This is a genomic window from Streptomyces sp. NTD107 (assembly GCF_059510435.1).
In genome coordinates this window covers 423249-438061 of record NZ_JCAJZV010000003.1, presented here as the reverse complement: position 1 = coordinate 438061, position 14813 = coordinate 423249, and the positions used below count along the sequence as shown (strand labels likewise).

15 protein-coding genes are annotated in these 14813 nt (G+C 72.6%); 2 read left to right on the top strand and 13 right to left on the bottom strand.

What is annotated here, in order from left to right; genetic code table 11:
• Positions 1 to 26: 26 nt before the first annotated feature.
• From AC5WRL_RS09630 to AC5WRL_RS09620, 3 genes are all read right to left on the bottom strand, one after another.
• Complete coding sequence (locus AC5WRL_RS09630) at positions 27 to 1079, bottom strand: BMP family lipoprotein (protein WP_496087948.1); 1053 nt, start codon at positions 1077 to 1079, stop codon at positions 27 to 29.
• A gap of 213 nt (positions 1080 to 1292) precedes the next feature.
• Complete coding sequence (locus tag AC5WRL_RS09625) at positions 1293 to 2519, bottom strand: amidohydrolase (RefSeq protein ID WP_496087947.1); 1227 nt, start codon at positions 2517 to 2519, stop codon at positions 1293 to 1295.
• 103 nt (positions 2520 to 2622) lie between these two features.
• Complete coding sequence (locus tag AC5WRL_RS09620) at positions 2623 to 3771, bottom strand: alkene reductase (RefSeq protein ID WP_496087946.1); 1149 nt, start codon at positions 3769 to 3771, stop codon at positions 2623 to 2625.
• 61 nt (positions 3772 to 3832) lie between these two features.
• On the opposite strand from AC5WRL_RS09620, the gene AC5WRL_RS09615 reads away from it, so the two are divergent.
• The gene (locus AC5WRL_RS09615; RefSeq protein WP_496087945.1) at positions 3833 to 4207 is read left to right on the top strand and encodes a MerR family transcriptional regulator; all 375 of its coding nucleotides are present in this window, start codon (positions 3833 to 3835) and stop codon (positions 4205 to 4207) included.
• 123 nt (positions 4208 to 4330) lie between these two features.
• On the opposite strand, the gene AC5WRL_RS09610 is transcribed toward AC5WRL_RS09615, so the two are convergent.
• The 7 genes from AC5WRL_RS09610 to AC5WRL_RS09580 form a co-directional block, all read right to left on the bottom strand.
• Complete coding sequence (locus AC5WRL_RS09610) at positions 4331 to 5368, bottom strand: hypothetical protein (RefSeq protein WP_496087944.1); 1038 nt, start codon at positions 5366 to 5368, stop codon at positions 4331 to 4333.
• A 36-nt stretch (positions 5369 to 5404) separates the two neighbouring features.
• Entirely contained in the window at positions 5405 to 6331 is a 927-nt protein-coding gene (locus AC5WRL_RS09605) for an N-acetylneuraminate synthase family protein (protein WP_496087943.1), read from the bottom strand.
• The gene (locus AC5WRL_RS09600) at positions 6328 to 7500 is read right to left on the bottom strand and encodes a cytidylyltransferase domain-containing protein (RefSeq protein ID WP_496088008.1); all 1173 of its coding nucleotides are present in this window, start codon (positions 7498 to 7500) and stop codon (positions 6328 to 6330) included. Before AC5WRL_RS09600 ends, AC5WRL_RS09605 begins: the two co-directional genes overlap by 4 nt.
• A 71-nt stretch (positions 7501 to 7571) precedes the next feature.
• Positions 7572 to 8840, bottom strand: a complete 1269-nt coding sequence (locus AC5WRL_RS09595) for a DUF6716 putative glycosyltransferase (protein WP_496087942.1) — start codon at positions 8838 to 8840, stop codon at positions 7572 to 7574.
• A gap of 128 nt (positions 8841 to 8968) precedes the next feature.
• A complete protein-coding gene (locus tag AC5WRL_RS09590; protein WP_496087941.1) occupies positions 8969 to 9607 on the bottom strand; it encodes a TetR/AcrR family transcriptional regulator in 639 nt (212 codons plus the stop codon).
• Between the two features lie 125 nt (positions 9608 to 9732).
• Positions 9733 to 10368, bottom strand: coding sequence for an ABC transporter permease (locus AC5WRL_RS09585; protein WP_496087940.1), 636 nt, complete (start codon positions 10366 to 10368; stop codon positions 9733 to 9735).
• Positions 10369 to 10443: 75 nt separating this feature from the next.
• Positions 10444 to 11499: a medium chain dehydrogenase/reductase family protein gene (locus AC5WRL_RS09580; RefSeq protein WP_496087939.1), complete on the bottom strand. Its 1056-nt coding sequence runs from the start codon at positions 11497 to 11499 to the stop codon at positions 10444 to 10446.
• A 247-nt stretch (positions 11500 to 11746) separates the two neighbouring features.
• Between AC5WRL_RS09580 and AC5WRL_RS09575 the strand changes: the two genes are divergently transcribed.
• The gene (locus AC5WRL_RS09575) at positions 11747 to 12415 is read left to right on the top strand and encodes a TetR/AcrR family transcriptional regulator (protein ID WP_496087938.1); all 669 of its coding nucleotides are present in this window, start codon (positions 11747 to 11749) and stop codon (positions 12413 to 12415) included.
• Between the two features lie 136 nt (positions 12416 to 12551).
• On the opposite strand, the gene AC5WRL_RS09570 is transcribed toward AC5WRL_RS09575, so the two are convergent.
• The 3 genes from AC5WRL_RS09570 to AC5WRL_RS09560 are packed head-to-tail and all read right to left on the bottom strand — an operon-like array spanning position 12552 to position 14807.
• Positions 12552 to 13847, bottom strand: coding sequence for a cytochrome P450 (locus tag AC5WRL_RS09570; RefSeq protein WP_496087937.1), 1296 nt, complete (start codon positions 13845 to 13847; stop codon positions 12552 to 12554).
• Positions 13847 to 14467, bottom strand: coding sequence for a GTP-binding protein (locus AC5WRL_RS09565; protein ID WP_496087936.1), 621 nt, complete (start codon positions 14465 to 14467; stop codon positions 13847 to 13849). Before AC5WRL_RS09565 ends, AC5WRL_RS09570 begins: the two co-directional genes overlap by 1 nt.
• Entirely contained in the window at positions 14445 to 14807 is a 363-nt protein-coding gene (locus tag AC5WRL_RS09560; protein ID WP_496087935.1) for a DUF742 domain-containing protein, read from the bottom strand. The genes AC5WRL_RS09565 and AC5WRL_RS09560 overlap by 23 nt, the downstream gene beginning before the upstream one ends.
• Positions 14808 to 14813 lie beyond the last annotated feature (6 nt).

Genomic DNA, 14813 nt, shown 5'->3' with positions numbered 1-14813 from the left:
GCCACCTCGCGGTGGCCGTCACTGTGTTACGGGGTCTCCTTGACGGTGACCTCACCGGAGACGATACGGGCCTTGGCCGCCTCGATCTGCTCGGAGATGTCATCGATGAAACCACCGGAGGTGGCGAGCGAGACGCCGCCCTCGGCGAGGTTGTAGGCGTGCGGGCCGGTCAGCGGCTCACCGTCCTGGACGGACTTGATGAGGTCGAAGACGGCCACGTCCACACCCTTGACCACGGAGGTGAGGATGGACTCCTTGTACTCGGCGAGGCCGGGCTGCATGTAGCCGTCGGAGTCGACGCCGATCGCCCAGGCGCCCTCGACACCGGCGACGGTCTCGATGGAGCCCTGGCCGGACTGGCCGGCGGCGGTGTAGATGATGTCGGCGCCACGGCCCAGGATGCCGTCGGCGGTCTCGCGGGCCTTGGCGACGTCGTTGAAGCCGGCGTCGTTGTCCTCGTAGAGGTACTGGACGTCAATGGTGACGTCGGTGCCCTCGGCGGTGTTGGTGTCGTTGACGCCCTGGACGAAGCCGGCCTCGAACTTGTTGATCAGCGGGTTGTTGACACCGCCGATGAAGCCGACCTTGCCGGTCTCGGTCTTCAGGGCGGCGGCGACACCGGCGAGGTAGGAGCCCTCCTGCTCGGTGAAGATCATGCTGTAGACGTTGTCGCCCTCGGCGACCGAGTCGACGACACCGAAGGTGGTGTCGGGGAACTGGGCGGCGACCTTCTGTATGGAGTTGCCGTAGAGGTAGCCGACACCGATGACCGGGTTGTAGCCCTCGTTGGCCAGCGCGGTCAGGCGCTGCTCGCGGTCGGCGTCGGTCTCGTCGTTCTTGGCGGTCATCTCCTTGAAGGAGACGCCCAGCTCTTCCGCGGCCTTGTCCAGGCCGCGGGCGGCGGACTCGTTGAAGGAGTGGTCGTCCCGGCCGCCGACGTCGAAGGCGAGGCCCACGCCCTTGTCGCCCTTGTCGCCGGATCCGGAGGAGGAGGTGCTGCTCTCGCCACACGCGGTGGCGGTCAGCGCGAGGGCCGCCGTGACGGCGACCGATGCGGCAAGCTTGGATACGCGGCGCAAGAGGATCGATCCCTTCGATCTGAAAGCGCCTCTTACGGCGCTGTTGCCAGGATCGTAACGCGCGTAGATGAGGGGTAAAGCCGGGCTAAGGACCCGTTATCAGATCGTCGTGAACGCAACCGGTACGCAACATTGCTGGGTGTGTCGGCTCCGGTACCCGGGGCTGCGGAGCCCCGGGTACGGCCAGGTCACCGGGGGTGCGTACGGCGACGCTCAGGGGCGCTCGGCGGCGTCCAGCAGCGCGGCGGTGGTGAGCAGTTCCACGCCCACCCCGATCGCGGACTCGTCCACGTCGAAGTCGCCCTGGTGGATGTCGCGCGGCGGGGCGCCGGGCCGGTCGCCGTCGCCGGGCGGCCGGACGCCGAGCCGGGCCATGGCGCCGGGGACCTGCTCCAGGTACCAGGAGAAGTCCTCGCCGCCCAGCGACTGCTCGGTGGGCTCGACCGCGCCCGCCCCGAAGCGGTCGGTCATGGCCGCCGCCAGCAGGGAGGTGGCCTGCCCCTCGTTGACCACCGGGGGGACGCCGCGAATGTAGTCGATCTCGTACTTGGCCTGGTGCAGCCGCGCGACCTCGCCGACCGCCTCCTCGACCAGGTCCTTGGCGGCCCGCCAGGCGGACAGCTCCAGGCAGCGCATGGTGCCGGAGATCTCGGCGGTCTGCGGGATGACGTTGGGCGCGTGCCCGGTGGTGAGCTTGCCCCAGGTGACGGCGAGCCCGGCGCGGGTGTCGACGCGGCGGGCGAGCAGCGCGGGGACATCGGTGATGACCCGGGCGGCGGCGGTCACCAGATCGGTGGTCAGGTGCGGGCGGGCGGTGTGGCCGCCGTCCCCGGCCAGCCGGATCTCCAGCCGGTCGCAGGCGGAGGTGATGGGGCCGGTCTTCAGCCCGATCTTCCCGGCGTCGACCTTGGGGTCGCAGTGCAGCGCGAGGATGCGGCCCACCCCGTCCAGCACGCGGGATGCGATGGCGTCGGTGGCGCCGCCGGGCAGCACCTCCTCGGCGGGCTGGAAGATCAGCCGCACCGGGTGCGGCAGCTCGCCGCGCGCCGCCAGTTCGGCGAGCACCAGGCCGGCGCCGAGCACCACGGTGGTGTGCACGTCGTGGCCGCAGGCGTGCGCGCGGCCGGGGACGGTGGAGCGGTACGGCACGGTCTTGGTGTCGGGGATCGGCAGCGCGTCGAGGTCGGCGCGCAGCGCCAGCATCGGCCGGCGCCCGGCGCCACCGGAGGGGAGAATGTCGCATACCAGGCCGGTGCCGCTGTCGAGTACGCGGGGTGCGAGCCCCGCGCGCTCCAGGCGCTCCTTGATGACGGCGGTGGTACGGACCTCCTGGTGGCCCAGCTCGGGGTGCATGTGGAGATCCCGGCGGACGGCGATCAGCTCGCGCCGCAGGGCATCGCTCAGCACACCGGCGGACTCCGGTGACAGCTGTTGACTCACGCCCCCGACACTATCTCTGTTTCACCGCTCAACCGGCGCCGCTCACGCAGATTTCACATGCCGGGAACGCGTACGGTCGCAACTGACTGGGTATGACTGTTTTTTATTTCTTCTGATCCTGACTGGCCGCCGGTGCCGGGCGGAGCGTGGGGTAATCGGTGTAGCCGGTGGCGCCGCCGACGTACATCGCGTACCGGTCGCGCACGGGATTGACCGGCGCCCGGACCCGCAGCCGCTCGACGAGGTCGGGGTTGGCGAGGAAGGGACGGCCGAGCGCGATGAGGTCGGCGCCGGCGGCCAGCAGTTCCTCGGCGGCCGACCGGCCGCCGTCCGCCGGGATCCGGTCGGGGGGCAGCACCGGGTTGGCGATGAGGGTGCCGGGCCACAGCGCGCGCAGCCGGCCGAAGAGCGGGCGCCCGGGATCGGCGTAGGCGAGGTGGAGGTACGCCAGGCCCTGGCCCGCGGTGGCCTCCAGCAGGGCCGGGTAGAGCAGGGCCGCGTCCTCCTCGGTCTCCTCGATGCCGTTGACGGCGTGCAGCGGCGAGAGGCGCAGCCCGGTGCGCTCGGGGCCGATGGCCTCGGCGACGGCGGCGACCACCTCGGTGGTGAAGCGGATCCGGGCCTCGATCGTTCCGCCGTAGCGGTCGGTGCGCCGGTTGGTGCCGGTGGCGAGGAATTGGTGCAGCAGGTAGCCGTTGGCGCTGTGCACCTCGACCCCGGCGAATCCGGCGTGCCGGGCGCGGCGGGCGGTGGCGGCGAACTCGCGGACGGTGCGGCGGATGTCGGCGGTGGTCATCTCGCGCGGGGTGACGGCGGGCCGGCGGCCGGCCGGGGTGTGGATGGTCCCGGGGAGCGGGACCGGCGAGGGCGCGATCGGGGTGTGGCCGGAGGTGTCGGGGTGGCCGACCCGGCCGCCGTGCTGGATCTGGAGGAACATCGGTCCGCCGCCGGCCGCCGCGACGGCCTCGGTGACGCCGCGCCAGCCCTCGGTGTGCCGGTCGGTGTGCAGGGCGGTGATGTTCGGGTAGGTCCGGCCGACGGGGCTGGGGGTGGACGCCTCGGCGATGATCATTCCGGCGGAGGCGCGCTGGGCGTAGTACGCGGCCATCAGCGCGGTGGGGGTGCCGTCGGGTGCGGCGCGGTTGCGGGTCAGCGGCGCCATGACGAGGCGGTTGGCCAGCTGGTGCGGCCCGATCCTGGCGGGGGCGAACAGGTCGGTCGATGCGGGGGTGGTGTCCGGGTCAGCGATCATGCCGGTACCGTAAAACGTGCCACCCATGTCAGGTTCAAGTCCGGAAGGTGTGACCCGCGTCATGCGCATCGGAGAACTGGCCCGCCGTACGGGAGTGAGCGAACGCTCGCTGCGCTACTACGAGCAGCAGGGCCTGCTGACCGCCGGGCGTACCCCCGGCGGGCACCGGGAGTACGCCGAGGGCGCGGTGGCGCGCGTGGCGCGGATCCAGACGCTGTACGCGGCGGGTCTGTGCAGCGAGAAGATCGCCAGGCTGCTGCCCTGCATGCGCGACAGCGACGGCCGGCCGTCCGCCGTCGCGGATGGCTCCCTCATGACCGAGCTGACCTGGGAACGGGCCCGCATCGACGGCCTGATCGAGGACCTTCAGCGGTCCCGCTCGCTGCTGGACGAGGTGATCGCCGCCGCGGCGCTGCCGGCGGACGGGCAGCCGTAGGGGGTGTCGGTACGGCCCGTACCCCGCAAGCCGCAGCGCGCCGGTACCCGCGGCCGGGGAGGGTGTCGGGTCGCCGGACACCCCGTTGGCTAGGGCGAACTCTCGGGCTCTTCGGGGCGCCCCTCACTGAGGGGCGGGGAGAAAGCTCAGCCCGTGGGTGCCGCGCGCGGTGCTGGTGACGGCGGACAGGAAGCCGCTGGCGCGCTCCGTGACCCGGTCGGTGAACCAGCCCGGCGACACGTCGCACACCACGATCTCGGCGGCGGTGTCCGACAGCACCAGGGGCAGGGTGTGGACCACCGTGGAGGGGAAGCTGAGGATCTTGGCGCCGACCGGTCCGCGCCGGGCCACCAGTTCCAGCGGCAGGTCGGGCCGTACGATCTCCAGACCGGCCTCGCGCTCCACCCGGCGCAGCTTCTCGGCGCTCTCCTTGCGGTGCGCGTAGTAGCGGGCCACCGCGTGCCGTTCGGCCAGTTCGGCCACGGCCGCCAGATAGCGGTCCTCGTGCAGTACCCCGGTCTCCACCAGCGAGGTGCCGACCAGGTCGGCGCCCTCGGCGACCCGGGGCGGGCCGAACCGCTCGCGGGTCCAGGCCAGGGTGTTGGCGGTGACGGCCACGCCCTCCGGAGGGTCCACCGGCATCGCGGTGAAGACCTCCACCCCCACGCCGGTGGCCGGGGTGAGCCGCCGTACCGCGCGCTTCGCCACCGGCGCGAACAGGGCGGCGCGCGCGCCGGAGGGTGCGGCGCGGTGCCAGCGCACCAGCCGCTCGCCGCGCGCCAGCTGGGCGGTGAACTCCATGGTGGCGGTGCCGTCGTCCACCACGACCACGTCGCAGCGTTTGGCCATCGACAGCAGCAGCTGGAGATAGCGGGAGAACGGGTCGCCGATCAGCAGCAGCTTCGCCCGGCGCAGCGGCCCGGCGAGCGCCGCCAGCGCGCGGGAGGGCTTGAGCGCCCCGCCGCGCGCCTCCTGCCACAGCACCCGGTGCCCCTCGTCCCGGGCCAGCTGCGCCATCCGGCGCAGCTGGCCCCGGGAGGTGGGGTCGTGCGGGGGGAGGATGACGACCGTGCGGGCGCCGGGGTGGATGTGCGCCCACTCCAGTATGTTCAGCAGCTGGACCGGGCTCTCGGCGAACGCCAGCGTCTCGTCGGTCGTCATCTTCGTCTCACCCTTCGGTTGAGGTGTCGCGGCCGGTCAGGCGTTCGCGGGCTCGCGCTCGCCGGACTCGGCCACCACACCGGCCACCCGGCGCAGCTTCTTCATCGGGGCCAGCTCGCTGTCGTACACCTTCTTGACGCCGTCGCCCAGGGACTCCTCGATGGTGCGGATGTCGCGCACCATGCGGGTCAGGCCCTGCGGCTCGACGGAGGCGGCCTGGTCCGAGCCCCACATGGCGCGGTCCAGGGTGATGTGCCGCTCGACGAAGACGGCGCCGAGCGCGACGGCGGCCAGCGTGGTCTGGAGGCCGGTCTCGTGGCCGGAGTAGCCGATCGGGACGTTGGGGTACTCGGCCTGGAGGGTGTTGATGACCCGCAGGTTCAGCTCGTCGGCCTTGGCCGGGTAGGTGCTGGTGGCGTGGCACAGCAGGATGTTCTGCGAGCCCAGGACCTCCACCGCGTGCCGGATCTGCGCCGGGGTGGACATGCCGGTGGACAGGATGACGGTCTTGCCGGTGGCGCGCAGCGCGCGCAGCAGCTCGTCGTCCGTGAGGGAGGCGGAGGCCACCTTGTGGGCCGGCACGTCGAACTTCTCCAGGAAGTCGACGGCCTCGGTGTCCCACGGGGAGGCGAACCAGTGGATGCCGTGCTTCTTGCAGTACGCGTCGATGGCGGCGTAGTCGTCGGCGTCGAACTCGACCCGGTGCCGGTAGTCGATGTAGGTCATCCGGCCCCAGGGGGTGTCGCGCTCGATGTCCCACTGGTCGCGCGGGGTGCAGATCTCCGGGGTGCGCTTCTGGAACTTCACGGCGTCGCAGCCGGCTTCGACGGCGGCGTCGATCAGGGCGAAGGCGTTGTCCAGGTCGCCGTTGTGGTTGATGCCGATCTCGCCGGTGACGTACACGGGGCGGCCGGGGCCCACGACGCGGTCGCCGAGCTGACGGAGGCGGTTGCTGGAGGTCATGCGGTCAGTTCCTTTCCAAGGATCCACGAGGCGATCTCGCGGATCGCGCCGTAGCCACCGGGTGTGGTGGTGACGGCGCGGGCGGCGGCGGTGACGACGTCATGGGCGCCGGCCACGGCCACCGGCCAGCCGACGAGGCCGAAGCAGGGCAGATCATTGACGTCGTTGCCCGCGTAGAGCACGCGTTCGGGGTTGATGCCGTGCTCCTCGCACCACTGCTTGAGTGCGAGGTCCTTGCGGTCGATGCCGTGCAGCACCGGGATGCGCAGCTTGCGCGCCCGGGCGGCGACGACCGGGTTCTGTTCCGTGGACAGGATCAGCAGCGGCAGCCCGGCGCGGCGCAGGGCGGCGATGCCGAGGCCGTCGCCGCGGTGCACGGCGACCAGCTCCCGTCCTTCGGAGTCGATCAGCACCCGGTCATCGGTCTGGGTGCCGTCGAAGTCGATGACCACCGCGTCGATGTCGTCGCGGGTGGGCAGCCGGCCGGCGGTGCCGTCCAGCAGCGGGGCCAGCGCGCGGGCCCGGTCGAGGTCGTGCGGGTCGTCGATCTCCAGGACCCGGGCCGGGTCGGCGGGCACCAGCGCGGTGCGGCCGAAGAAGCGGTGCCGTTCGGCGCGGAAGCCGGGGGCGCGCATGGCGTAGGCGGCGCCGGTCTCCAGCCAGTCCTGCGGGCGGTCCTGGCGGCGCGGCCGGTACGCCTTGTCGTGGTTGACGCCGTGCCCGCCCTGGTCGCTCTCGCGCCACACGAAGCCGTGGAAGGGGGCGGCGGTGAAGGCGGAGTCGGCGCCGCCGAGCACCGCGCCGGCGACGCCGTCGAGGTCGTCGGGGGTGATGAAGGGGCTGGTGCACTGGACGAGGAGGACCACGTCCAGGGGGGTGCCGTCGCGCTGTTCGACGGTGTCCATGGCGTGCAGGACGGCGGCCTCGCTGGTGGCGGTGTCGCCGGATATCCGCGCGGGGCGCTCCACGATGCCGGCGCCGGCGGCGCGGGCGAGGGCGGCGATGCCCGGGTCGTCGGTGGAGACGACGACCTGTCCGATCAGCCGCGCGGCACGGGCGGCGCGTACGGCGCGGACCACCAGCGGGGCGTCGGCGATGGGCGCGAGGTTCTTCCCCGGCACCCCCTTGGAGCCGCCGCGCGCGGGTATGACGGCCAGGACTTGGGGCATGGCGTCGCTTTCGTAGGTGTCGGTCACGGCTCTGTTCTCGTGCGCCCGCGCGCCCACCGGGCGGGCGTCGCTCACAGCTGGCCCCAGCGCCGGATGACCGGCGCGATCCGCTGGGCCGCCGTGCGGTAGGTGGCGCGGGCGGCCTGGCGCAGCAGGCGGTTGGTGGAGGCGGGGGCCGCCACCTCGTGGCGGGCGAGGATGCCCGGCAGATAGCCGGGGGCGGTGCGCCGCGTGTAGTACGGGGTGAGCGGCGGGCGGTCCGCGTCCAGCAGGGCGGCGAGCCGCTCGCGGGCCGGCCCGTACGCGGCGTCCGGGTCGGCGGTCAGGCCCTGGTCGGCCAGCCAGTCCTGGTCCGGCTCGGGCCGGTGCCCGGCGTCCAGTTCGTCCCAGGAGGCGAAGCAGCCGGAGCCGGTGAAGTAGTGGTTGCCCAGCGGCTCACGGATGCCGAGATCGGTGAGGATCGCGGTGGGGATGCCCCGGTGCAGGGACTCCAGGGCGGCGGTGGAGGAGACGGTCACCAGCAGATCGGTGGTGTCCAGAACCTCGCCCATGTTGCCGTAGGCCAGCGAGAAGTTGCCGGGCCGCCGGTCGCGGGCGCGTTCGGCCAGCCGCTGGTAGGGCAGTTCCTCCACGTGTGTGGTCTGCTCCCCCGGCTTGCTGCGCAGCTTGACGACCACCTCGCGGTCCGGGTGCCGGCGGGCGTGTGCCATGGCCCGTTCCAGCAGGTAGGAGCGGTCGGCGCGGCTGCCGGGAACGGACGGCTGGACGGCGAACACCACCCGGTACGGGCGGCCCTCCGGGTCCGGCCGGTAGCGCTCGCCGGCCAGGAACGGCAGCGCGCACCCGGTGACGGCGGAGGCATCCGCCCGTACCCCCTCGTACACCGCCCGGAACCGCCGCACGTCGTACGGGCTGTTGGCCAGCACCACATCGGCGCCGTGCCGCAGCAGCAGACCGTCGGTGAGCTTCTCGTACACCACGCCGACGTAGCCGGTGACGACCACCGGGCGGCGCCGGTCGCCCTTCCACATGTCGGCGAGGGCGTGCAGCAGCGCCTGGACGGTGCCGCCCACGCAGGCCAGGATCAGCACCTGGTGGGTGCCACGGCCCAGTTCGGTCAGGAAGTCGGCGGCCGTGATCTCGCGGGGTGCCTCGCCCGCGTCCGCGCCGCTCTCCGCCAGCTGCCGGGCGGTGGGGGTGGCCCGGCCGCGCAGCAGGAAGCCCTGCGGGGCCGCGCCGGGGACCAGCCGGCGGGCGGTGTGGGCGCCCCATTTCCACCGGGTGTCGGAGTCCGCGAGGACGGCGACGCGGGGCGGGTCGTGGGGGGAAGGATCTGGCACATGAGGGAACCTAGGCAGCGCGCCCCAGGAAGGGGCCAACTGATACCCAACAGGGGGTGAACGAATCGGCACCGCCCGGCCAACTGGGTTACGGGACGCTCCGTGTTCACCTTGCTCTCAGCCCGTGTTCACCCCGCCCGCCGGAAGGTGACCCGCGCGAGCGGGATGACGACGCGCTCGGCGATGTCCGGGGGCCAGGGGAGGGCCGGGGAGACGATCCGCTGGTGGGCCAGTCCGTGCAGGGCCACCCACAGCGCCGTGGCGTCGGCGGGCACATCGGTGCTGGTGGCCACGCCCGCGGCGACACAGTCGGAGAGCGCTTCGACGAGCAGCAGCATGGCGGACGCGCCGAGCAGCGCCAGGTCCGTCTCGGTCACCGAGCTGTCGCCGGGGGTCGGTGTCCACAGGCCGCCGAACATCGTGCGATAGCGCTGGGGGTGGCGCGCGGCGAAGGACAGGTAGGTGTCGCAGATGGCCAGCAGCCGTCGCCGGGGGCTGTCGCCCGCCTGTTCCACCGCCGCGCCCAGTATCCGCTCCAGCGCGGTGAACTCCCGTTGTGCGACGGCCAGCATGATGGCCGGCTGGTCCGGGAAGTGCGGGTAGATGGAGGGGGTGGCGATCCCGACCCGGCGGGCCACCGATCGCAGGGTGACGGCGTGCTGGTCGCCGGTCTCGTCGAGGAGTCCGGCCGCCGCGTCCACGATCTCGGTACGCAGCCGGCCGCCCTCGCCCCGGGGGTTGCGCGGGCGGGGGCGGAGCGGTCCCACTGATCCCGGTGCCTTCATGGTGTCGTCCTCCGCGGGTGCGGCCGGTGGTCGGGGTGCGTGTCGGCCGCGGCGGGCCGGTCGCCGAAGGAGGCGGCCGGCCCGCCGCGGCGGGTTGCCCGTTCGGTTCAGTGCGCGACGGTGGTGAGCCGGCGGCGTTCGAGCAGCGTGGCGAGGGCGTAGGCGCCGCCGCCGGCGAGGGTGAGGACCCAGTAGAAGGCGGGATCGCCGAGGAGGAGGGCGCCGGTTGAGGTCAGGGCGAGCCAGGTACCGAGGCTGTAGTGGAGCCGGTTGCGGCGTGCGGCGCCCTCGGCGACGTAGAGCAGTCCGACGACGAAGCCGGAGCCGGTGGGCCACAGCAGGGTCTGGATGTCGGGGTTGTCGATGGTGGCGGCCAGTCCGGTGATGGCGAGGAAGAGCGCGGCGAAGGCGGTGACCCAGGCGGCGCCGAGGAGTTGACCGGTGCGGACGGTGCCGGGGTCGGTGGTGGCGCGCTGGGCGCGCAGGGCGGCGCGGGTGGCCACCGTGGTGCCCACGGCGAGCCCGGTGCCCAGGAGCGCCATGGGCAGCCAGCCGGGCAGTTCGAGCAGGGGGGTGTCGCCCCGGGAGAGGGCGGCGGAGCCGTGGCCGAGCACGTAGGCGAGTCCGAAGCTGAGGTACGTGGCGAGGTTGTCGACATCGCCGGTCGAGGGGCCGGCCGGGGCCGTGGGGTGGGCGGAGACCGGGGCGGCGGTGGCCGCGGTGGCTGCGGTGGCGAGGGACATGGGAAATACCTCCGGGGGTGGGTGACGGGGCGTGTGATGGTGGTGCGCGGGCGGGAGTTGCCGGGTAGGCGGCCGTCACACCTGGGGGAGGATGACGACCTTGCCGGCCACGGTGCGGGACTCGGCGAGCTTGACGGCGGCGACGGTGTCGGCCAGGGCGAACCGCGCGGCGATCTGCGGAACGAGGCGGCCCTCGGCGACCAGGCGCAGGACCTGGGTCAGGTCGTCGGTCATGCGGCGCTGCCAGGAGGCCCGGCAGCGGCGCTTGCCGGCCCACAGGTTGTAGAAGTGGGCGCTCTTGCCGTTGGGCAGGGAGTTCCAGGCGCTGAGGCGGGCGAAGAGCTTGAGAACGGGCAGCTGCGAGTTGCCCTCCTCGTCCTTGGTGGCGGCGGTGCCGTAGGAGACGAGGGTGCCGCCGCGCCGCAGGAGCTGCCAGGAGCTCTCGATGCCTGGGCCGCCGACGTGGTCGAAGACGGCGTCCACACCGTCGGGGGCGAGTTCGCGGATGCGGGCGTACATGTCCGGGTCGCGGTAGTCGACCGGGGTGGCGCCGAGTTCGCGCACGGTGTCGTGGTGGCGGGGTGAGGCGCTGCCGATCACGGTGATGCCGGCGTGCCGGGCGAGCTGGACGAGGGTGGAGCCGACGCCGCCGTTGGCGCCCAGCACCACGATGGTCTGGCCGGTGCGGACCTTGGCGGTGCGGTGCAGCAGTTGCCAGGCGGTGACGCCGTTGACGATCACCGTCTCGGCGGCGGCCGGGTCGATCTCGTCGGGGACGGGCATCAGGTCGGCGGCGTCGACCAGCAGGTGGCTGGCCCAGGCGCCGATCTTGGTGATGGCGGCGAACCGGCGCCCGGTGAGGGCGGCGTCGACCTGCCGGCCGGTGGCGACGACGGTGCCGACCAGGTCGTAGCCGGGGACGAAGGGGAACGGCGGCTGGTCGTAGTACTTGCCGCGGCGCATCTGCTGCTCGGCGAAGCAGACCCCGGTCGCCTCCATGCGCAGGACGACCTGTCCCGCGCCCGGGGCCGGCAGGTCGCGGCTCCGCGGCTCCAGGCCCTCGGGCTCGACCTTCCCCGGCAGAACGATCTCGGTGGTGGTGATGGCGGGGGTGGCGGGGGTGCTGCTCATGGCGTGACTCCTTGGGCTTCCTGCCGTGTACTTACGGCCGTAAGGCTATACGCGTTAGGTCAAGAGAGGCAAGGGGATACGCTCATAAACTTACGCTCGTAATCTCATGGCCCGACGGCGAGCCGGTGGGCGCCCGAAGGCGAGGGGTACGGCACCGGCCCTGACGTTATGCATGTAAGGCTACGGACGTTAAGCGATCGCGGGGAGGGAATTGCGACCATAAGGTTTTGCACGTAAGGTTACGCGGATGAACGGGACAACTCCGGACGCACCGCAGCCGAAGCCGGAACGCGCGACCCGGGTACGCAACCGGCGCGGCGAAGGCAGCCGACTGCGGGAAGACATCGTGGACGCCGCCGCCGCCCTGCTGGACAAGACCGGCGACGAGCGGTCGATCACCCTGCGCTCCGTCGCCCGCGAGGTCGGCATCGCCGCCCCGTCGATCTACCCGCACTTCCCCGACCAGCCCGCCATCATGCTGGCCGTCGTCCAGCGTGAGTTCGCCGCACTCGAAACACATCTGCGCGCCGCCGTGGCAGCCGCCGGCGAGGTGCCGCGCGACCGGCTGTTCGCCCTCAGCCGCGCCTACCTCGGCTACGCCCGCGAGCACCCCGCGCGCTACCGCACCATGTTCGGCGGCCTGTGGATGCCGACCCTGGGCGACAACTCCCTCACCGAACAGGAGCTGACCAGCCTCGGCGACACGGCCCTGCACGTCCTCGTCGAAACCCTGGCCGACTGCGTCACCGCCGGACAGTCATCGGCCGCCGATCCGCAGCTGGACGCCGTCACCCTGTGGGTCTCCCTGCACGGCCTCGCCCACCAGCAGGCCGCCACCCGCGTCTTCCCCTGGCCCGGCGACACCATCGCCGACGCCATCGTCACCAGAGTCGCCCAACTGACCGACGCCGCATAGGACCCGTCGGACCGATCCCGCCCGGCCCGCCACGCCTGCGGCCGGGGGCATCTCCCGGGCCCCCAAGGGCCTGGGGGAACCTCGCCGCACTCCCCCGGGGCCCGACCGGCGCCATCCATCGCACCGGCCCCAGCCGTTACCCGCCGCCGAGGTGAAGAGGCGCGGCGGTGGCGGTGAACTCCACCGGGAGGGCCGCGGGGGTGCGCATCCACGGGGAGGGACGCCAGCCGGTCTCCCCCGGCGCCACCGTCAGCCGGACGGCCGGCAGCAGATTCAGCGCGGTGGCCACCGCGGTCCGGGTGATCAGCCGGGCCGGCACCTGCCCCGGGCAGGCGTGCGGGCCGGTGGAGAAGGACAGATGAGCCCGGTTGCCGGTCTCCATCACATCGCCGTCACCGCCACGTATCGCCGGATCGGCGTTGGCGGCGGCCAGCCCCAGGACCAGCACATCGCCACGCCGGACCAGCCGCCCGCCCAGCTCCGTGTCGCGCAGCGCGTACCGCGCCGGCAGATGGAACATCGGCGGCTCCAGCCACAGCACCTCATCCAGCGCGTCGTCCACGCCGAGCCGCCCGCCGTGCATCCGGGCGGCGAACCGGGAGTCGGTGAGCATCAGCCGCAGCGCCGAGCCGATCCAGCTGGTGGTGGCCCCGTTGCCGGCGAAGATCGTCACCATCACCGAGTGGATGATCTCGCTCTCGCTGCGCAGATTCGGGTGGTTGATGAACGCGCTGGTCAGATCGTCGGTGGGGCGCCGCCACCGGTGCCGTACGGCCTGCCGGACGATCTCCTGGAACCGCAGATGGGCGGCCCGGGCATCGGCGTTCGAGTCGAACATCGCCATCCCCGCCTGTTGCAGCTCCCGGCCCCGCTCCGCGTCGAACCCGAAGAGCGCGGCGATGGAGAGCATCGGAACGGCGACGGCGTACTCCGAGATCAGCTCGGCGCTGCCCCGGGCCACGAACTCCTCGATCAGCCCGGCGCACAGCTCCTCCACCGAACGCCGCAGCCGGCGCTGGTCGATCCGGCTCATGCCGTGGTCCAGCGGCTCGCGCAGCCGGCGGTGCTCGGGCCCGTCGAAGCCGATCACACCCCCGCGCCGGCCCAACATCGTGACGAGCCCGGAGTCCGGCGGGACCAGACCGTCGTTCAGGTCACGCCAGTTACGGCTGTCCCCGGAGAACAGCTGCTCCTGCCGCAGGACCGTGCGCACCTCCGGATAGCCCAGCACCAGCCAGCCCGGTACGCCGGGCTCCAGCTCCACCGGGGCCACCGGACCGTACCTCTCGCGCAGCCGCCGGTACACGGCGTGGTGGTCGGGAGCGGTGATGGCGTCCGGCAGCGGGAAGCGGTCACCCGCGGACGCGTGGCCGGGCCCGGGGCCGGTCGCGGGCAGGTGCGCCGGACAGCCGGGTGGCGGGGTGAGGGTCATCAGACAGTGGCCCGCTGGGAGTTCGCGGGCCGGGATATGTACTCCACGAGGGTGATGAGCGCGTCCATGGCCGAATCCCGGTCCCGGGCATCGAAGTTGATGACGGGGGTGTCCTCCGTCAGATCGAGCGCGCCGCGCAGCTCCTCGCTCCCGTACACCTCGCTGTCCGGGAACTGGTTGACCGCCACCGCGAACGGCATTCCCCGCAGCTCCAGCTGGGCGAGCACTTCGAAGCTGTCGGCGAGCCGCCGGGTGTCGACGACGGCCAGCGCGCCGAGCGCGCCCTCGGCCAGCCCCTCCCACAGCTCCCAGAACCGCTGCTGTCCGGGGGTGCCGAACACATACATCACCAAGTGCGAGTTGAGCGTGAGCCGGCCGAAGTCCATGGCGACCGTGGTGGTCGTCTTGCTGTGCAGCCCGGCCAGTTCGTCGACTCCGACGCTCGCCTGGGTCAGCGCCTCCTCGGTACGCAGCGGTTCGATCTCGCTGACCGAACCGACCAGCGTCGTCTTTCCGACTCCGAAGGCGCCCACCACCAGGACCTTCACCGCCTGCCGTACCGAGTCCGGCAGATAACGGTCGCCTGCGGGCGCGGACTCAGCGGAGTCTGCGGAGACCATCCAAAACCTCCTGTAGCAATTCCATGTCGGGCCGGGCGGCCTGGGGGATTCCCGAGCGCGCGATGAGATAGCCGCCGTCCACCAGTTCGGAGGCCAGCACCTTCACCAGGCTGAGCGGCAGCTGGAGATGGGCGGCGGCCTCCGCGAGGGACAGCAGCCGCCCACACATCCGCACCAGGGCCCGGGTCTCCCGGGTGGCCGTCACCGGCAGCGGGCCGGCCGTCTCCACCCGCACCAGGAGCGTCTCGACTCCTATGGTGTTGCGGCTCGGACGGGACTTCCCCCCGGTGATCACATAGGGCCGCAGCGCCCGGTCGCGGTATCCGCCGTCTTCGCGCATCCGCGA